Origin of the sequence: Brevundimonas albigilva (genome assembly GCF_023573565.1) — a bacterium.
Lineage (GTDB): Bacteria > Pseudomonadota > Alphaproteobacteria > Caulobacterales > Caulobacteraceae > Brevundimonas > Brevundimonas albigilva.
Window position 1 is genome coordinate 1,661,197 of sequence record NZ_CP097649.1, and the last position, 19,032, is coordinate 1,680,228.

Annotated in this window: 15 protein-coding genes and 1 pseudogene; 7 read left to right on the forward strand and 9 right to left on the reverse strand. The window is 70.4% G+C overall.

Features of this window, described 5'->3' with window-relative positions:
- The 3 genes from M8231_RS08325 to M8231_RS08335 are packed head-to-tail and all read right to left on the reverse strand — an operon-like array spanning position 1 to position 3,882.
- Positions 1 to 2,541 carry a cbb3-type cytochrome c oxidase subunit I gene (locus M8231_RS08325; RefSeq protein ID WP_250202570.1) on the reverse strand — a complete coding sequence of 847 codons (2,541 nt, stop codon included), beginning with the start codon at positions 2,539 to 2,541 and terminating at the stop codon, positions 1 to 3.
- Positions 2,538 to 3,515 carry a cytochrome c oxidase subunit II gene (gene coxB / locus M8231_RS08330; protein WP_249750364.1) on the reverse strand — a complete coding sequence of 326 codons (978 nt, stop codon included), beginning with the start codon at positions 3,513 to 3,515 and terminating at the stop codon, positions 2,538 to 2,540. Before coxB ends, M8231_RS08325 begins: the two co-directional genes overlap by 4 nt.
- Positions 3,505 to 3,882, reverse strand: coding sequence for a c-type cytochrome (locus M8231_RS08335; RefSeq protein WP_249750363.1), 378 nt, complete (start codon positions 3,880 to 3,882; stop codon positions 3,505 to 3,507). The genes coxB and M8231_RS08335 overlap by 11 nt, the downstream gene beginning before the upstream one ends.
- Positions 3,883 to 4,144: 262 nt before the next feature.
- Between M8231_RS08335 and M8231_RS08340 the strand changes: the two are divergent.
- A pseudogene (locus tag M8231_RS08340) lies at positions 4,145 to 4,600 on the forward strand (c-type cytochrome); the annotation flags it as partial.
- A 13-nt stretch (positions 4,601 to 4,613) separates the two neighbouring features.
- Here the strand turns inward: M8231_RS08340 and M8231_RS08345 are convergent.
- Positions 4,614 to 5,333 carry a cytochrome b gene (locus tag M8231_RS08345; protein ID WP_249750362.1) on the reverse strand — a complete coding sequence of 240 codons (720 nt, stop codon included), beginning with the start codon at positions 5,331 to 5,333 and terminating at the stop codon, positions 4,614 to 4,616.
- Positions 5,330 to 6,052: a cytochrome c oxidase assembly protein gene (locus M8231_RS08350; RefSeq protein WP_249750361.1), complete on the reverse strand. Its 723-nt coding sequence runs from the start codon at positions 6,050 to 6,052 to the stop codon at positions 5,330 to 5,332. The genes M8231_RS08345 and M8231_RS08350 overlap by 4 nt, the downstream gene beginning before the upstream one ends.
- A gap of 98 nt (positions 6,053 to 6,150) precedes the next feature.
- Here M8231_RS08350 and M8231_RS08355 point away from each other — a divergent pair, with 98 nt between their 5' ends.
- The gene (locus M8231_RS08355) at positions 6,151 to 7,914 is read left to right on the forward strand and encodes a patatin-like phospholipase family protein (protein ID WP_249750360.1); all 1,764 of its coding nucleotides are present in this window, start codon (positions 6,151 to 6,153) and stop codon (positions 7,912 to 7,914) included.
- A gap of 32 nt (positions 7,915 to 7,946) precedes the next feature.
- On the opposite strand, the gene M8231_RS08360 is transcribed toward M8231_RS08355, so the two are convergent.
- Positions 7,947 to 9,752 (reverse strand): aminopeptidase P family protein, encoded by a 1,806-nt coding sequence (locus M8231_RS08360; RefSeq protein ID WP_250201256.1) that lies wholly within the window; start codon positions 9,750 to 9,752, stop codon positions 7,947 to 7,949.
- A 128-nt stretch (positions 9,753 to 9,880) separates the two neighbouring features.
- Here M8231_RS08360 and budC point away from each other — a divergent pair, with 128 nt between their 5' ends.
- Complete coding sequence (budC, locus tag M8231_RS08365) at positions 9,881 to 10,651, forward strand: meso-2,3-butanediol dehydrogenase (RefSeq protein ID WP_249750358.1); 771 nt, start codon at positions 9,881 to 9,883, stop codon at positions 10,649 to 10,651.
- Here budC and M8231_RS08370 read toward each other — a convergent pair whose 3' ends face one another.
- Entirely contained in the window at positions 10,652 to 11,518 is an 867-nt protein-coding gene (locus tag M8231_RS08370) for a 50S ribosomal protein L11 methyltransferase (protein WP_249750357.1), read from the reverse strand.
- 93 nt (positions 11,519 to 11,611) lie between these two features.
- On the opposite strand from M8231_RS08370, the gene M8231_RS08375 reads away from it, so the two are divergent.
- Positions 11,612 to 12,199 carry a hypothetical protein gene (locus M8231_RS08375; RefSeq protein ID WP_249750356.1) on the forward strand — a complete coding sequence of 196 codons (588 nt, stop codon included), beginning with the start codon at positions 11,612 to 11,614 and terminating at the stop codon, positions 12,197 to 12,199.
- Positions 12,200 to 12,313: 114 nt separating this feature from the next.
- The gene (gene ligD, locus M8231_RS08380) at positions 12,314 to 14,869 is read left to right on the forward strand and encodes a DNA ligase D (RefSeq protein WP_250201257.1); all 2,556 of its coding nucleotides are present in this window, start codon (positions 12,314 to 12,316) and stop codon (positions 14,867 to 14,869) included.
- A 10-nt stretch (positions 14,870 to 14,879) separates the two neighbouring features.
- On the opposite strand, the gene M8231_RS08385 is transcribed toward ligD, so the two are convergent.
- Positions 14,880 to 15,788, reverse strand: coding sequence for a LysR family transcriptional regulator (locus M8231_RS08385; RefSeq protein WP_348521877.1), 909 nt, complete (start codon positions 15,786 to 15,788; stop codon positions 14,880 to 14,882).
- An 86-nt stretch (positions 15,789 to 15,874) separates the two neighbouring features.
- Here M8231_RS08385 and M8231_RS08390 point away from each other — a divergent pair, with 86 nt between their 5' ends.
- Positions 15,875 to 16,909 (forward strand): aldo/keto reductase, encoded by a 1,035-nt coding sequence (locus tag M8231_RS08390; protein WP_250201258.1) that lies wholly within the window; start codon positions 15,875 to 15,877, stop codon positions 16,907 to 16,909.
- Between the two features lie 26 nt (positions 16,910 to 16,935).
- A complete protein-coding gene (locus M8231_RS08395; RefSeq protein ID WP_249750350.1) occupies positions 16,936 to 18,105 on the forward strand; it encodes an MFS transporter in 1,170 nt (389 codons plus the stop codon).
- Here M8231_RS08395 and ku read toward each other — a convergent pair whose 3' ends face one another.
- Positions 18,106 to 18,984, reverse strand: coding sequence for a non-homologous end joining protein Ku (gene ku / locus M8231_RS08400; RefSeq protein ID WP_249750349.1), 879 nt, complete (start codon positions 18,982 to 18,984; stop codon positions 18,106 to 18,108). It abuts the gene before it with no gap.
- Positions 18,985 to 19,032: the final 48 nt, after the last annotated feature.

Here is a 19,032-nt window from a genome sequence, read left to right on the forward strand (position 1 = left end):
TCAGCCCCCCGGGAACAGGCGGGTCAGCAGCAGGACGAAAGCGCCCTGCCCCGCCGTGAAGGCCAGGAACAGACCGATCAGTTCGAAGGTGGCCGGTTGCGCCGCCGACGCCAGCCCGAACAGCCAGCGCGCCACGGCGAAGACGCCCATGATCGCGCCGATTCCGACGAACAGCGCCTGCCAGCTCATCAGAGCGAAGACCGTGGCGCCCTGGCCGGACGCCTGCGGGTCCAGCCCCGCCCCCATCCAGGTCGTGAAGTCCGTGGCGCTGGCCGCGACCAGGGCGGCCGCGCCGACGAACAGCAGGACGGCCGCGATCACGCCGCTGCGCGGGCGGTCCAGCTTCAGCGCCGCCGGCCCTCCCCAGGCGCACAGGCCGGCGACCGCCAGCAGCCCCACCCCCTGGATCAACCCGGACATGTCGGGCGGCGCGATCCACAGGTCCGGGCGTCGGCTCCACAGGAAGACATAGGCGAATCCGGCCAGGAGGCAGACCATTCCTCCGACGATCAGGGTGATGACCATCGCCCACCAGCCGTGGCTGGACGGTCCCGACCGATAGGTCGGAACCCGCACGCCGCCGCCGATGTCCACGCTGGCCTGCGCCATCGGCCGATCCATGTTCCAGCACCATTTGACGATGCAGTAGATGGCCAGCAGGCCGCTGATCACCGAGGCGGCGTAGGCCTGGACGGTCAGGATCAGAAAGAAACCCGCCGTGAAGATCGCCCCCCACACGTGCCAGCTGGAGGGGCGCGGCATCCGTTGCAGATACTGCGGCTCGGCGTTCAGCGGGCTGGTGACGATCGTCTCGCGCTCGCCGCGGGGCGCGCCGGGCAGGAAATAGCGGCCGGCGGCCACGTCGCGGGCGAGGTCCGGCTGGTCCCATACCGGATACAGGCTCTTGATCACCGGGATCGACCGCAGCGAATAGAGGCCGTTGGGCAGCCATTCCAGCCCGGGGCCGTCGTAGATATTGCCGGCCTCGCGCGCGCCGAAGAGGCGGAAGTTGCGCATCATGTCCACGATCCACAGCAGCACCGCCAGGCCGAACATGAAGGCGCCGACCGTCGATATGACGTTCAGCAGGTCCCACCCCCGCCCGGGCAGATAGGTATAGACCCGGCGCGGCATCCCCATCAGCCCGGTCAGGTGCATCGGCAGGAAGGTGATGTTGTGCCCGGCGAACATCAGCCAGAAGATCCAGCGCCCCCACCGCTCGCTCAACGGCCGGGCGCTGGACATGGGCAGCCAGTAGTAGATCGCCGCGAACAGTGGGAACACCATGCCGCCGATCAGCACGTAATGCAGGTGGGCGACGATGAAATAGCTGTCGTGCGCCTGCCAGTCGAAGGGCACCATGGCCACCATCACCCCGGTCAGGCCGCCCATGACGAAGATCACCAGCCCGCCGACCGCGAACAGGCCCGGCGTGTTGAAGCGCATCCTTCCCGCCGCCAGCGTGGCGATCCAGGCGAAGACCTGCACCCCCGCCGGCACGCTGACGGCCATGGACGCGGCGCTGAAATAGTTGATCGACAGGCGCGGCATCCCGATCGTGAACATGTGGTGGGCCCAGACGCCGAAGCTGATGAAGCCCGTCGCCAGCATGGCCATCACCACCATCCGGTACCCGACCAGACGGGTGCGCGCGACCACCGGGATGATCGTCGACATGGCCCCGGCCGCCGGCAGGAAGATGATGTAGACCTCGGGGTGGCCGAAGAACCAAAACAGGTGCTGCCACAGCACCGGATCGCCGCCCCGCGCCGCATCGAAGAACGGCCAGTCCAGCGCCCGCTCCAGTTCCAGCAGCAGGGTCGACAGGATCACCGACGGAAAGGCGATGATGATCATGCAGGCGAAGATCAGCATGGCCCAGGCGAAGATGGGCAGCTTGTCCAGCGACATCCCCGGCGCGCGGGTCTTCAGCACGCCGACGATGATCTCGATGGCCCCGGCGATGGCCGAAATCTCGATGAAGCCGATGCCCAGCAGCCAGAAGTCCGCGTTGATCCCGGGCGAATAGGTCATGGACGTCAGCGGGGGGTACATGAACCAGCCCCCGTTCGGCGCCAGGCCGAAGAACAGCGAGCAGAAGAAGGCCAGCCCCCCGACCAGATAGGCCCAGAAGGCGTAGGCGCTCAGCCTGGGGAACGGCAGGTCGCGCGCGCCCAGCATCTGCGGCAGCAGCAGCACCCCCAGCGCCTCGACCGCCGGCACGGCGAACAGGAACATCATCACCGTGCCGTGCATGGTGAAGATCTGGTTGTAGGTCTCCTGCGGCAGGAAGCCGTTCAGCGGCAGGGCCAGCTGCGTCCGCATCAGCAGCGCCAGCACCCCCGCCAGCACGAAGAACAACATGGCCGCGCCGACGTAATAGACGCCGATGAAGTTGTTGTTGATCGCCGTGATCCACTCCCACGGCCGGCGCGGTCCGCACCAGACGTCCTCAAGCTGCTTCAGCTCGCCCTCGGGCCGCTTCTCCTGCGTGGGGAAGCGTTTGTAGAGTTCGGGATCGAACCCGGTTTCCGAACTCATTTCAGGCTTTCCAGATAGGCGGCGACGGCGCGCAGGTCCTGGCCGGTCAACACGGGATAGGACGGCATCCGGTTGCCGGGCTTGATGCCCTGGCTGTCGGAGATCCAGCCCGCCATCGTTCCCTGGTTGTTGGGCAGGATGCCCGCGCCCAGGGTCTGGCGCGATCCGACGTGGGTCAGGTCCGGCCCGGCTAGCCCGTTCGCCTCGGTTCCGCGAATGGTGTGGCACGCCCCGCAGCCCGAGGCGGCGAACACGGCGCGTCCCTGATCGATCAAGGCCAGCGGCGCCTGGGCCGAAACGACCGCCGTGGCGGCCTGCGCCTGACGCGCGCGCCAGGCCGCATAGGCCCGGGGATCATGCGCGACCACGACCAGCCCCATCAGCGCGTGGGGACCGCCGCAATATTCGGCGCACTGCCCGCCATAGGTCCCGGGCGCATCGGCCTGCAGGCGCAGGAAGTTGCGCCGCCCCGGGATCATGTCGACCTTGCCGCCCAGACGCGGAACCCAGAAGCTGTGGATCACGTCGGCGCTTTCCAGTTCGAACACCACCGTCTGGCCGGTGGGAATGTGCACCTCGTTGGCGTCCTGGACCACCTCGCGGCCGTCGGCGTCCAGATAGGCCACGCGCCACCACCACATCTCGCCGGTGACGCGCACCCGCATCTCGCCGGGTTTGGGCTCGGCTGCGACCCGCGCGCCGGTGGCCAGGCCATAGATGAGCAGGCCGGACAGCACCACCACCGGGAACGCCAGGCCGCCGATCCACACCAGCCGCTCGCCGCCCACACGCCGCTTCCACTTTCGCGGCCCGAACAGGGCGACGCCCAGCGCCAAAAGGACGATGGCCAGGACCACCGCCGCCATGACGAACAGGACCCAGGCCACGACCTGGATCGGCCCCGCGAAGGGACCGGCCGGATCGAGCACGGGCGGGGGCCAGCCGGACAGTCCGGGCGCGGTTTCAGTCGTCATCGAGCTCATACAGATAGGCCGCGACATCGCGGGCTTGGGCTTGGGTCAGGGGCATGGGCGGCATGGCCGTTCCGGCGTCCAGCGAAGGCGCGTCGATCAGCCAGCGCACCAGAACGTCCGGCTGGTTGGGCAGGCGGCCGGCGATCAGCGGCCGGGCACCGAACCCCGCCAGGGCGCCCGCGGAACGGCCCTCGGGCCACGCGACGCCCGGGATTGCATGGCAGGCGGCGCAGCCGACCTGTCGGATCACGTCCAGGCCGCGCGCCGGATCGCCCTGGGCCACGGGTCGCGGCAGATCGGCCTTGTCGACACACCCTGCCAGTCCGACCAGCGCGAAGGCGAACAGGCCCGGCAGGCTGCGCCTCATGTCTCGCCGCTGATGACGCAACGCCGCATCCCCGTCCCCTAAGCTTGACCAGACCAACCCCCCGACCCCGCCGGCGGTTCCCGGCTGCGACACGTCGTCCCCAGGCGAATGCGGTGGAACCTTCGCCATAAGCGCGGGTTGGATCGCCGTGCGCGCGATCCTTCCGACCCTTTCCCTTCTGGCCGCCATCGGGGCTTCGGGCTGCGACGCCACGCCTGGGCGAACGGATCGCGCCTTTTCCGAGACGGGCCAGACCATCGCCATGAGCGGCGGCCCCGGCGGCGCGGCCAACGCCTGCTTCACCTGTCACGGCCTGGACGGTCAGGGCGACGGCGTCGCCGCGCCGCGACTGGCGGGGCTGGATGCGGGCTATCTGCAGAAGCAGATGGAGGACTACGCCTCTGGCCTGCGTCAGGACGCTCTGATGACCCGCGTGGCGAAGGGTCTGGACCCGAACGGCCGGCGCGCGGTCGCGGCCTATTACGCCAGCCTGCCGGTCCCCGCCGCTGCGCCCGTCCCCGTGTCGCCGGCGCCCGCCCTCTACAGCCGGGGCGATCCCGCGCGCGGCGTCGTCGCCTGCGCCGCCTGCCACGGCGACCGGGGCCAGGGCGCCGGCGACGGCGGCAATCCCCAGATCGCCGGACAGCCCTACGCCTATACGCTGGAACAGCTTCAACGCTGGAAGACCGGCGCCCGCCGCAACGACCCGCGCGGCGTGATGGCCGCGGCGGTCAGGCCGCTTTCGGACCCAGAAGCCCGCGAAATAGCGCTTTGGCTGTCGCGCCAACCCGCTTCTCCAGCGCGCGCCAGCGCCGTTGCCAGCGGGTCCGCTTCCGTCGACGCAGCGGCACGACCGGCAGCATCGCGTGAAACACGTCGTCCCGATCGATCAGATGGTGCTTGAGGGCTGCGCCCGCGTGGATGGGAATCATCAGCAGCAGCGTGACGACCAGGCCCCAATGCATCCATTCCGCCGCCGCCTCGATCGCCCATAGCTGGGTGTTCGACAGGTCCTGCAACGGCAGCAACGGCCACGGGATGAACCCCAGCGCCTCCAGCTGTCGCATCCGGTCGGTGGCGGAAATCATCGCCCAGCCGCTCAACGGCAGGCCGAACAGGCAGATGTAGAAGACGTAGTGGGTGATGTGGGCGGCGGTGCTTTCCCAGCCGGGCTTGTCCGCGTCGTTGATCAGGTTCGGCGCCAGCAGACGCCAGGACAGGCGCCCGATCACCAGGATCAGCATGAAGACGCCGACCGCGAAATGCACGTCATAGGCCGCGACCATCGCCCCGCCCACCGGCTGACGGCCCATCCACCAGCCCCAGCCCAGCTGGAAGAAGACCAGCGCCGCCATGACCCAGTGAAAGGCTATGCCCACGGGCGAGTAGCGCCCTTCGTCGTGGTGCCCGGCGGCCCACTCCAGGGCCTGGCGAAACAGCTTTTCGATCACGCGGCGACCTCCGCGCGCGGCGTCAGCAGCCGCGCCATCCGCCACAGGGCGACGACCAGATAGACCGCCGCCGCCGGCGCCCACATGATCAGGCCGGCCGCCTGCTGGTCTTCCAGGGGCGTCAGGCCCCATGCCAGGGTCGTGGCGAAATGCGGCGCATAGATCGGCTGGCCGGCGAAGGCGATCAGGGCGCCCAGCAGCCCCATCCCCAGCATCACCGCCAGCAGGCCCGCGATCGCCGCCGGGGCCGAGGCGGCGCGCACCGCCGACCAGAACCAGATCGCCGTCGCCAGCAGGCTGGCCTGCATCGCCCAGTAGGTCGCGTCGTTGGACAGGGCCGCCGCATAGGCGCCCGGCGCATGCCAGGCCCACAGGACCAGCAGGTGCAGGGCGGCCGCCGGCAGCAGTCGTGATCGCTTCGGCGTCGGCAGCGCCAGCGCCAGCAACGGCGCCGCGGCCAGGATCAGCAGCAGGTGGTGCAGCGTCCGCGCGGTGAACAGCGCCGAACTCAGGGCGCACAGCGGCGAGACGAAGCTGATCGCCAGCACGCCTGCAGCGGCCGCCAGCATGATCCGCTGGTCGCGCGCCCGTCCTCGCCACAGCAGGGCGAAAGTCACCGCCATCACCGCGATCAGCACCGGGTCCAGGTTCCATCGCGCCAGCCAGCCCGCCGGGGCCGGGGCCGCGCCGCAATAGGGTGTCCAGATCCGCTCGTCCATGCCGTCAGCCCCCGTTTGCTCGCGCTTCTCGTGATGGCAACGCTTGAAACGCCATGAGGTTGTCGCGCCAAGGCGGAATCGCGCCTAAAGGGAAGGTCATGGCCAAGCCGCGCCCCGATACGCTGGAACGCGCCCTCGCGCGGATTTTCGAGGGGCGGATGATCGATCGCGCCAGCTGGTTCGCCCTGACGGGCGGCGAGCCGCTGTTCCTGGCGGGCGAGCCGGCCGACACCCTGTATCTGGTCCGTTCGGGCCGTCTGGGCGTGTTCCGGGTCGAGGACGCCCAGCCGGTCCAGTTCCTGGGCGTGGTCCGCGCCGGCGAACCGGTGGGCGAAATGGCCATGCTGGCCGGCACGCCGCATACCGCCAGCGTCGTCGCGCTGCGCGATTCCGAGATCCTGGCCCTGCCGCGCGACGCCTTCTTCGAAGCCGCGCGCTCTGAGCCCGACCTCATGGTCGAACTGTCGCGGTTGATGATCCACCGGGCGCGGGAGCGCACCGCCGGCGCGGCCGAGCCCAGCGTGTTCGGCTTCGTCTCGGCCCGTCCCCGCCCCATCCGCGCCTTCGTCGAGCGTATCGCCGCCGCCATCCAGGCCCTGGGCTTCAGCTGCAAGGTGATCGACCAGTCGGCCCTGACCTCGGCTGCGGAATGGTTCAATCGGGTGGAGGACGACCACGACTATGTCCTCTACGTCGCCGAACTGGACCAGCCCGCCTGGGCGGCGCTTTGCGCGCGCCAGGTCGACCGCCTTTTCGTGGTGGGCAGCGGCCTGCTGGCGCCGCCGCGCAATCTGCCGCACCGCACGGGCTTCGGCGACGGACGGCAACTGACCGACCTGATCCTGCTGCGCGATCCGCGCATGACGCGGCCGGCCAACACCCGGGTGTGGATCGACGGCGTTCGTCCCGACCGCTGGTTTCATTGCGTGGAAGGCGTGGCGTCGGACGCCCAGCGGCTGGCCCGCGTCGTCACCGGAACCTCGGTCGGCCTGGTCCTGTCGGGCGGCGGCGCGCGCGCCTACTGCCACATCGGCGCGGTCCGCGCCCTGCATGAGGCGGGCGTTCCGCTGGACTTCATCGGCGGCGCCTCGATGGGGGCGGTGGTCGGGGCGGGTCCGGCGCTGGGCTGGTCGGACCAGGAGCTGGACCAGAAAATCCGCAAGGCGTTCGTTCAGTCCGATCCGCTGTCGGACCTGGCCTTCCCCCTGGTCGCCATGACCCGGGCGCGCAAGGTCGCCGGCCTGCTGGAAGACGCCTACGGCGACATCGACATGGCGGACATGCCCCTGCCCTTCTTCGCCGTGTCGTCGAACCTGACCTCGGGCAAGCTGGAGGTCCACCGCACCGGCCTGCTGCGGCGGGCCATGCGCGCCTCCATCGCCATTCCCGGCGTCATGCCTCCGGTGGTGATGGACGGCCAGGTTCTGGTCGACGGCGCCGTGCTCAGGAACTTCCCCACCGGCGTGATGCGCCAGCTCAACAGCGGCCCCATCGTCGGCGTCGACATGTCCCAGACGCGCGGCGTCGATCCGGAGACGCTGCAGAACCCGCCGTCCTGGTGGAAGTGGGTTCTGTCGGGCGCATGGAAGCGCGGACCGCCCATCGTGTCGGTGCTGATGCGCTCGGCCACCCTGTCCACCGACGCCGAGATGGAGCAGGCCCGCGCCCAGGCCGACGTTCTGGTCCTGCCCGATCCGGGCGGCGCCGACATTCGCGACTGGAAGGTCTATGACCAGCCGGTGGCCGCCGGCTACGACGCCATGCGCGCGGCCCTGGCCGACCTGCCCTGCCCCGTCTCGGACCTGCGCCACTGCGCAAAGGACGCCAAGGGCGGTTCAACGACCCAGACGCCCGCGGCATAGGCGCCTTGCGCTCGCGATGAGCGGCTATCGGTTCACAGCGGCGCGCACGCCTGCGCCAGCCACGTCTTCGCCTCGCCGTCCAGCAGCGGTCCGACCTTGGCCAGCGTCTCGGCGTGATAGGCGTCGACATAGGCCCGTTCGTCCGGCCTCAGCAGGCCGACCTCGATCAGCCTGCGGTCCAGCGGCGCGAAGGTCAGTTGCTCGAAGCCGTGCATCGGCCGTTCGCCGCCTTCGGGAACCACGGCCGGCGTCACCACCTGAAGCGTCTCGATGCGGATGCCCCAATGGCCTTCGCGGTAATAGCCGGGCTCGTTGGACAGGATCATCCCCTCCAACAACGGCTGGCTGGTGCCCCATTTGGCGATTCGCTGCGGCCCCTCGTGGACGCCCAGATAGCTGCCGACGCCGTGGCCCGTGCCGTGGTCGTAGTCCAGGCCCGCGTGCCACAACGGCGCGCGCGCGATGGCGTCCAGCGCCATGCCGCTGGTTCCCGGCGGGAAGCGGATGGTCGCCATGGCGATGTGGGCCTTGAGCACAAGGGTGAACATCCGCCGCTGGTCAGCCGACGGTTCGCCGACCGCCACGGTGCGCGTCACGTCGGTGGTGCCGTCCAGGTACTGGCCGCCGCCGTCGACCAGCAGCAGCGACCCCTTCTCGATCCGCCGGATGGTTCGCGTGACGGGCTTGTAGTGCGGCAAGGCGCCGTTCGGCCCGGCCCCGGCGATGGTGTCGAAGCTCAGATCCTTCAGCGCGCCGGTCTCCTCTCGGAACCGCTCCAGCGCCTCCACCACCTCGCGCTCGTCGGGAAGGGTCTGCTGCGCCGTCGTGTCGACCCAATGCAGGAAGCGGCTCAGCGCGGCGCCGTCGCGGATGTGGGCCTGGCGGCTGCCCTCGATCTCCACCGCGTTCTTGACCGCGCGCGGCACGGCGCAGGGGTCGGGCGCCCGCACCGCCGTCGCGCCCGCCTGCTCCAGCCGGTCGAAATACCAGGCCGAGGACAGCGCGGGGTCGATCATCACCCGCCGCCCGGCCAGAGCGTCCAGCGCTTCGGCCAGCCGCTCGGGCGCCTCGATCTGCACCTCGTCGCCCAGCCACGCCGGCAGGGCGTTGGTGACCTTGGCCGAATCCAGGAACAGGCGCGCGCGGCCATCGGCCTGCAGCAGGGCCTGGCCGATCGGCAGCGGCGAACGGATGACGTCCCCCCCGCGCACGTTGAACAGCCAGGCGATCGACGACGGCGCCGTCAGCAGGGCTGCGTCGGCGCCGGCCTTGGCCACCGCCTTGCCGATGCGGGCGCGCTTGGCGGCGTGGCTCTCGCCGGAATAGTCGTCCGGATGCGGGACCACCGGCGCGGCGGGTTGCGCGGGACGGCCTTCGCCCCAGGCCTGGTCCAGCGGATTGACCTCGACCGGCTTCAGGGTCGCGCCCGCCCTGGACGCCGCCTCTTGCAGCTGCGCCAGCGCGTCGGGGCTGTGCAGGCGCGGATCGTAGCCGATCACGGCGCCCTGGGGAGCGCCTTCCAGATAGCGGGCGACATCGCCCAGGTCGAAGCGCTCGAACAGGGCCGGATCGGTCTGGGCCTTGACCTGGACGGTGTAGCGGCCGTCGGTGAACATGGCCGCGCGGTCGCGCATCACCACCGCCGCCCCGGCCGAGCCTGTGAAGCCCGTGGCCCAGGCCAGCCGCTCGTTGGCGTCGGGCAGATATTCGTTCTGATGCTCGTCCTCGTGCGGGATCAGGAAGCCGTCGAGGCCCTGCTCGGCCATGCGGGCGCGCAGCAGGGGCAGGTGTCGGGCTCCGAAGGACGGGTCGGTGGTTTCGTCGAAGGTCTGGCGCATGGCCTTCACCTAGGCCCAGGCCGCGTTCCGCTCAACCCGTCGCGGGGCGATCAAAATCTGCTGATGGAACGGGGCGGCGGCGGTCCGGTTGTGCCCGCAACCCCCCGATGCAGCAAAAGGAGCACAGCATGAGCCGCTTTTCAGGAAAGACCGTGATCGTCACCGGCGGCGGGTCCGGCATCGGTCAGGCCGCCGTCCGCCGCTTCGCCGGCGAGGGCGCCAACGTCCTGGCCGCCGACCGGGACGAGGACGGCCTGGCCGAGACCCTGTCCGGCCTGGACACCTCCCGCGTGATCACCCGGATCGTCGACGTCTCGCGTCAGGACGACGTCGAGGGCATGGTCCAGGCCGCCGTCGATCGCTTCGGCGCCCTGGACGTCATCCACAACAACGCTGGCGTCGGGTGCGACGGCACGGTGCAGACCATGACGCTGGACGACTATCGCAAGGTCATGGCCATCAATGTCGACGGCGTGCTGTACGGTTGCCGCGCCGCCTATCCTCACCTGAAGAAGAGCCGCGGCTGCATCGTCAACACCGCCTCGATCTCCGGTCTGGGCGGCGACAGCCAGATGCTGGGCTACAATATCTCGAAGGGCGCCGTGGCCAATCTCACCCGCGCCCTGGCCCGCGACAGCGGCAAGGACGGCGTTCGCGTCAACGCCGTCGCGCCCACCCTGGTCCACACCGGCATGACCGCCGAGATGGAGGACGACAAGGCGCTGATGCAGGAGTTCGCCAAGCTGATCCCTATGGGTCGCGGCGCCCAGCCCGAGGAGATCGCCGCCGTCGTCGCCTTCCTGGCCAGCGACGACGCCAGCTTCGTGCACGGCCATGTGCTGTCGGTGGACGGCGGCCTGGCCGCCTCGACCGGCCAGCCGGACTTCAGCCTGTTCTGATCACGCCATCCGGCGCAGCACCAGGGCGCTCCAGGCGTCGTGGCGAATGCGCTTTTCCAGCCGGAACCCGCGCGAGGCGTAGGCCGCCGTCACCCGGCGCTCCTGCGTCCGCAGCAGGCCCGACAGGATGGCCACGCCGCCCAGGTTCAGCGCCATCTTGATATCCTGCGACAGGGCCACCAGCGGCGGCGCCAGGATGTTGGCGAACACCAGGTCGTAGGGGCCGTGCCGGCGCACCCGCTGGTCGTTCAGGCCCGAGGCGTGGACGAAGGACGCCTTGGCCGCGTTCAGTTGCGCGTTCTCGTTGGCGATCCGCACCGAGGGCGCGTCGATGTCGGTGCCGACCGCCACGCGGCTGCCGGTGCGCGCGGCGGCGATGGCCAGCACGCCCGTGCCGCATCCGACATCCAGCACCCGTTCGAACCGCTCGCGCTTCAGCAGGTCGTCGAACGCCTCCAGGCAGCCGACGGTGGTGCCGTGGTGGCCGGTGCCGAAGGCGGCGCCGGCGTCGATCTTCAGGGCCACCGCGTTGGGCGGCACCCGCCCCTCGTCATGGGCGCCATAGACGAAGAACCGCCCCGCCCGCACCGGCGGCAATCCCGACAGGGACATGGCCAGCCAGTCGGCGTCCGCCAGCTTCTCGACCGAGACGGTGACGGGGTGATCGGCCAGCCGCGCCTTCAGGCCCTCCACCTCGTCTTGCGAGGTCGGAAAGGCGTCGATGCGCCAGATGTTGCGGTCCTCGTCCTCCTCCAGGATGGAATAGGTCGCGCCTTCCAGCAGCGGATCGGCGTCGATGGCGGCGGCGGCGGCCTCGGCGGCGGCGCGCGGACCGCGCGCGATTAACTGAATTGCGGACTCGGACATTTCTCAAACACCGCTATCATGGCGAATCGTTGCGGCCCGGCGCTTTCGCCTGAACCACGCCGCGTCGTCTAAACCGAGGGGTCGGGGAAATACATGGCTAAAGCACCGTCTACGTCGAAACCCGCCGCCGCCAAGCCGGCGGCCGCGAAAAAGCCCGCCGCGCCGAAGGCCGCCGCCGCCAAGACGCCCAAGCCTGTGACGGCCAAGGCTCCGGCCGCCGCGAAGGCGGCGCCCAAGACGACCGCGCCAAAGACGACCGCTCCCAAGACCGCCGCTTCGAAGACGGCGACCAAGACCGCCGTCGCCAAGACCGCTCCGGTCAAGTCGGCCGCGCCGAAAACCGCTGAAGCGAAGGCGCCGGCCGTCAAGACCGCCGCCCCGAAGGCCGCGGCCCCGAAGCCGGCCGCTGCGAAGGCCGCCGCCCCCAAGCCCGCCGTCAAGGCCCCGGCCGCCAAGACGACCGCCTCGAAGCCCTCGGCGCCCAAGGCCGCGGCGCCGAAGCCTGCGCCCGCCCCCAAGGCTGCGGCTCCCGAGCCCGCCGCCGCCGCCGCGGTTGCGCCCAAGCCGGAACCGGTCGCCGCGGCCAAGCCCGCGCCGGCCCCGACGGCCGCCCCGGCGCCCGCCGCCGAGAGCAAGGGCTTCTTCGCCAAGTTCGGCGACCTCATCTTCGGCAAGCGCTGACCCAACACTGAACCCAGTCGCAGGATCGCCGGACGGGCCGCCCGTCCGGCGATTTTCGTTTGGGCCCTCTCGCGCCCTTCATGCGTTCATGGCGACGCTGAAGGAGGTACGGCCATGCGCGGCGAACTCGACACCTATCGCGGCAAGCGCGACTTCGAGAGCACGCCCGAGCCGCGCGGCCGCAAGGGTCGCTCCAATCGGGGCCGGCTGCGCTATCTGATCCAGCGACACGCCGCGACGCGTCTTCACTACGATTTCCGCATCGAATGGGACGGCGTGCTCAAGTCCTGGGCGGTCACCAAGGCGCCGTCGCGCGACCCGTCCGTCAAGCGGCTGGCGGTCGAGGTCGAGGACCATCCCCTCGACTACGGCGACTTCGAAGGGACCATTCCCGGCGGCGCCTACGGGGCCGGCACGGTGCAGATGTGGGACACGGGAACCTGGACCCCCCAGGACGAGGATGTCGAGGCCGCCTTCAGAAAGGGCGTCCTGAAATTGACGCTGGACGGCGAGCGCCTGAAGGGCGGGTGGGCGCTGGTGCGGCTGAAATCCGATCGCGGCAAGCCGTCGAAGCGCAACAACTGGCTGCTGCTGAAGGAAAAGGACGACCAGGCCGTCGAGGGCGAGGGCGACGCCCTGGCCGAGATCGATGCGTCGATCACCACCGGCCGCTCGATGGCCGAGATCGCCGGGGGTGCGTCTCGCTGGACCCGCTCGCGGCCCACCACGCGCAAGGCCCCGCCCAAGCCCAAGCCGACCCGCGCCGCCGCCTCCAGCTCGTCCCGACCCCGCGCCTTCACGCCCCTGCAGTTCGCCAAGGTGGTCGACCATCCCCCCGGCGGCGCCGGTTGGGTGCACGAGATCAAGTTCGACGGCTATCGCATCCAGATCGCGGTCGGCGGCGGCCAGGCGGTCCTGCGCACGCGCAGCGGTCTGGACTGGACCGATCGGTTTCCCGCCCTGGCCGCCCAGGCCGCGACCTGGCCGGATGGCGTGATCGACGGCGAACTGTGCGCGCTGGACGCCGACCACACCCCCGACTTCTCCGCCCTCCAGGCCGCCATATCGGACGGCAAGACCGACAGCCTGGTCTATTTCGCCTTCGACCTGCTGTTCGAGGGGGACGAGGATCTTCGCGCCAAGCCCCTGTCGCATCGCAAGGCGCGCCTGCAGGCCTATTGCGACCGCGTCGGCAAGGCCGGTCCGAACCTGCGTTTCGTCGACCATTTCGCCTCCTCCGGCGAGGCGGTCCTGCTCAGCGCCTGCCGCATGGACCTGGAAGGGGTCATCTCCAAGAGGCTGGACGCGCCCTACAAGGCCGGCCGCACTGTCACCTGGGTCAAGTCCAAATGCCGGGGCCGCGATGAGGTCGTGATCGGCGGCTGGTCGTCCGAGGGCGGGTCGCGGCTGCGCTCCCTGTTGGTCGGGGTGAAGGACAAGGGCGGGCTGCGTTACATGGGTCGCGTCGGCACCGGCTTCTCGGCCGCCCTGACCAAGACCCTGCTGCCCGCCCTCAAGAAGGCCGCCGCGGACGAGAGCCCCTTCGCCGGCAAGGCCGCGCCCAAGGGCGGTCGCGACATCCACTGGCTGAAACCCGTCCTGGTGGCCGAGATCGAACACGCCGGCCTGACCGAGGCCGGCTCGGTCCGCCAGGCCTCCTACAAGGGCCTGCGCGAGGACAAGGCGGCGCGCGAGGTGACGGCCCAACCCCAGCCCCCCGCGTCCGCCCCGACGGCGGCGAAGGCCGCGAAGGCTCCGGCGCCGCGCGGCGGCAAGGTCGTGGTGGCCGGCGTGACCCTGTCCCACCCGGACAAGGTGTTGTGGCCGGCCCAGGGCGGCCGGCCGGCGGTCACCAAGGCCGACCTGGCCCGCTATTACGAGGCGGCCGCCCCGCGCCTTCTGACCCACGTCGCCCAGCGGCCGGTGTCGATCGTGCGCGCGCCCGAGGGGATCGACGGCGAGCGCTTCTTCCAGCGTCACGCCATGCCGGGCCACAGTCCCCGCCTTGCGTTGATCGACGTCAAGGAACGCAAGCCCTACGTCGGCGTCTCCGACGCGGGCGGCCTGGTCGCCATCGGCCAATCCGGCGGACTGGAGCTTCATCCGTGGGGTTGCCGTCCCGGGGACCCCGAAACGCCCGACCAGATCACCTTTGATCTGGACCCGGACGAGGGCCTGGACTTCGGCGACGTCATCGCCGCCGCACGGATGCTGAAACCCTATCTGGAGGGCCTGGGCCTGACGCCCTTCGTCAAGACGACCGGCGGCAAGGGCCTGCACGTCGTCGTCCCGATCAAGTCCGACAGCCGCAGCCGCGTCGAATGGGACCAGGCCAAGGCCTTCGCCAAGGCGGTGTCGGAGGCCATGCGCAAGGACCATCCCGAGCGCTTCACCACCACCCTGGCCAAGAAGGCGCGCGGCGGAAAGATCTTCCTCGACTATCTCCGCAACGGCCGCATGGCCACCGCCGTCGCCCCCTGGTCGCCGCGCGCCCGGCCGGGCGCGACCATCGCCTTCCCCCTGTCGTGGGGACAGGTGAAGGCGGGCCTGGATCCCCGCGCCTACACCATCGCCGACGCCGCCGCCCTGCTGAAGAAGCCCGATCCCTGGAAGGACTTTCGCAAGGCCGAGGCCTCGCTGAAGCCGGCCCTCAAGAAGATGGGTCTCTAGCCAGGCCCCGTCACCTCAGCCGTTCGACCAGGAAATCGACGAACACCCGCACCCGCGCCGGCGTGTTGGCGCCGCCGACGAAGACGGCGTGGATCGGCTCCCGGTCGCCGGGATTGAACGCCTCCAGCAGCGGCACGAGGCGGCCCTCGGCGATGGCGTCGCCGACGCTGAAATGCCCGACGCGGGTCACGCCGACACCCGCCAGCGCCAGTTGGGTCAGGGTCTCGCCGTTGTTGGCCTCCACCGGCCCGTGCACCGTCAGGGCGTAGTCGCGCCCGTCCTTGCGGAACGGCCAGACCGGCTCGGCCCGGCGGAAGTTGAAGTTCAGGCAGTCGTGGTCGTGCAGGTCCTCGGGCGTGCGCGGCGTCCCCTTGCGCGCCAGATAGTCCGGCGAGGCCACGATGGTCCGCCCCGTCTCGCCCAGGCGCCGGGCGGTCAGAGGACTGTCGGCCAGCGGCCCGAACCGGATCGCCACGTCCGCCTGCCCCGCCGCCACATCGACCACCGTATCGGTCAGGTTGATGTCCACCAGGATGTGCGGATAGCGCCGCACGAACGCGCCCAGCAGCGGCACCACCTGTTGGCGGCCGTGCGCCAGCGCCGCGCTCACCCGCAGCCGCCCCCTCGGCGCCCCCTGGTCGGCGACGCCCTGTTCGGCGTCGTCCAGGTCGGCCAGGATGCGCCGCGCGGCGGCCAGATAGGCCTGGCCTTCCGCCGTCAGGGCCAGGGCGCGGGTCGTGCGCAGCATCAGGCGCACCCCCAGCCGCGCCTCGATCCGGTCCACGGTCCGGCTGACCGCCGACGGCGTCAGGCCCAGCCTTCGTCCGGCCGCCGAGAAGCTGCCGCCGGCCGCCACCGCCGCGAACACCTCCATCTCTCGCGCGCGGTCCGCGCCTGACGCCTGCATCTTTGCGTTCATGTCAAAAATCCTTGGCCTGCCGACGCCCTACCCCGGCGTCGTCTCCCCGTCCATCTGTGCGTCGCACCGGATCGAAAGGGATTGTCATGGAATATCGTCAACTGGGCGCATCGGGCCTGCGCGTGCCGGCCCTCAGCTTCGGCGCGGGGACCTTCGGCGGCTCCGGCCCCCTGTTCGGGGCCTGGGGAAACAGCGACGCGGCTGAGGCGCGCAAACTGGTCGACATCTGCCTGGAGGCCGGGGTCACCCTGTTCGATACGGCCGACGTCTATTCCGACGGCGCTTCGGAAGAGGTGCTGGGCCAGGCGATCCAGGGCCGCCGCGACGCCGTCCTGATATCGACCAAGACCGGCCTGCCGACGGGCGACGGCCCCGGCGACTGGGGCGTGTCGCGCGACCGCCTGATCCGCGCGGTGGAGGCCGCCCTGCGCCGCCTGGGGACCGACCGCATCGACATCCTGCAACTGCACGCCTTCGACGCCTCGACCCCGGTCGAGGAGTTGCTGTCCACGCTCGACGTCCTGGTCCGCGCGGGCAAGGTGCGCCACGCGGGCGTCTCCAACTATCCCGGCTGGGCGCTGATGAAGGGTCTGGCCGCCGCCGAGCGCCACGGCTGGCCGCGCTTCGTGGCCCACCAGGTCTATTATTCGCTGATCGGCCGCGCCTATGAGGCCGACCTGATGCCCCTGGCCGCCGACCAGGGGGTCGGCGCTCTGGTCTGGAGCCCGCTGGGCTGGGGCCGCCTGACCGGCAAGATCCGTCGCGACGCGCCGATCCCAGAGGGCAGCCGCCTGCACGAGACGGCCCAGTTCGCCCCGCCGGTGGACGACGAACACCTTTATCGCGTCGTCGATGCGCTGGACGCCGTCGCGGCCGAGACGGGCAAGACCGTGCCCCAGGTGGCGATCAACTGGCTGCTGCGTCGCCCGACCGTCGCCTCGGTCATCATCGGCGCCCGCAACGAGGATCAGCTGCGCCAGAACCTGGGCGCGGTGGGCTGGAGCCTGACGCCCGAACAGGTCGCCGTCCTCGACGCCGCCAGCGACGTCATGCCCGCCTACCCCCACGCCCCCTATCGCCAGCAGGAAGGGTTCGCCCGCCTGAACCCGCCGCTGGTCTGACCGCCCCAAGTCGAAGGCCTCCTCCCATGAAACTCAATCCTCCCCTGCTGGCGCTGGCCGCCGGCGCCTTCGGCATCGGCGTGACCGAATTCGCGCCGATGGGCCTGTTGCCCGTCATCGCCACGGACCTGGGCGTGTCGATCCCCTCGGCCGGCCTGTTGATCAGCGCCTATGCGCTGGGCGTCATGCTGGGCGCGCCCCTGATGACCCTGACCACGGGCCGCGTGCCGCGCCGAACCCTGCTGATCGGACTGGCGGTCATCTTCACCGCGGGCAATCTGCTGGCCGCCATATCGGACAGCTATGGGATGCTGCTGGCGGCGCGGGTCGTCACCTCGCTGAACCACGGCGCCTTCTTCGGCGTCGGCTCCATCGTCGCCGCCGGCCTGGTCCCGCCGAACCGCCAGGCGGGTGCGGTCGCCGCCATGTTCATGGGCCTGACCATCGCCAATGTCGTGGGCGTGCCGCTGGCGACCTGGGCCGGGGACGCGCTGGGCTGGCGCGCCAGCTTCTGGGGCATCGCCGGCGTCGGCGTGATCGTCATCGCCGCCCTGCGCCTGACCCTGCCGAACCTGCCCGCTCCGTCCGGGGGCGACGGGATCGCCGAGCTTCGCGCCCTGGGGCGCGGCCCGGTCCTGGCCGCCCTGGCCCTGACGGTGATCGGCTCCAGCGCCATGTTCACCGTCTTCACCTATATCGCGCCGATCCTGCGCGACGCGACCCACGCCTCGGTCGGCTTCATCACCGCCATGCTGGTGACCTACGGCCTGGGCCTGACCGTCGGCAACTGGCTGGGCGGAAAGTTCGCCGACCGCTCGGTCGATCGGACCCTGATCGTCACCCTGGCGAGCTTGTCGGCCATCCTGATCGCCTTCGCGTTCGCCATGCCCTTCGCGATTCCGACGTCGGTCCTGGTCTTCCTGTGGGGCGTGGCCAGCTTCGCCCTGGTGCCCCCGCTGCAGGTGCGGGTCATGGCCGCCGCCTCGGACGCGCCGAACCTGGCGTCTTCGGTCAACATCGGCGCCTTCAACCTGGGCAACGCCATCGGTGCGGCCTTGGGCGGCGCGGTCATCGCCGGCGGCCTGGGCTATCCGGCCGTGTCCCTGGCCGGGGCCGGCGCCGCGGGCCTGGGCCTGCTGCTGGTGCTGGTCCTTGCGCGCCGCGGCGCGTCGACGCCGGTCCCGGCGGCCGGCTGATCAGGCCGCCGTCTTTCGGGTCGTCTTCTTCGCAGGGGTCTTGCTGGCCGTCGTCGCGCTTTTCTTGGCGGCGGCCTTCTTCGCCGGGGCCTTCTTGGCGCCGCCGGCCGACCCTTTCAGGCTGGCGCGAAGCGCCTCCATCAGGTCGATGACGTTGGTGTCCTCGGGCTCTGGCGCGGCGACCACGCCCTGCCCCTTCTGTTTGGCCTTGATCATCTCGCGCAGGGCGTCGTCGTAGCGATCCTTGAATCCCGAGGGATCGAAGTCGGCGTCCTTCTGGGCGATGATGCGTGCGGCGATCTCGACCATGTCCTTGTCCGCCTTCACCGTGGGGATGCCGTCGAAGAATTCATCGGCGTCGCGCACCTCGTCGTGCGGTCGCAGGGAATAGGCCACCAGCCCCTTGCCGTGCACCTCCAGCGCCAGCTGCCGCTCGCGTCCGCGCAGGACCAGGCAGCCGATGGCGATCTTGCCCGCCTTCTTCATCGCGTCGCGGATCACCGCGAACGCCTCGGCGCCGGCGCCCTTCTCGGGCACGACGAAGAAGGGGTCGTCCCAATACAGGCGATCGATCTCCTTCTCGTCGACGAACTGGTCGATCGAGATCGTCTTGGTGCTTTCCAGCCGCACCTGCTCGAAGTCGGCGTCGTCGAACAGGACGTATTCGTCCTTGGACACCTCATAGCCCTTGACCAGGTCCGAGCGCTCGACCGGCCCCGTGTCCGGATCCGTCGGCACCATGCGGATGCGGTTGTTGGTCTCGGGATTGATCAGATGGAAGCTGACGTGGCTGGACGACGCCGTCGCCGTGTACATGGCGACCGGACAACTCACCAACGACAGCTTCAGATGCCCCTGCCAGGTAGGACGCGCGGCCATGACGATTCTCCTTCGTCGCCACAACGTCATTCCGCGGCCAAGGTTCAG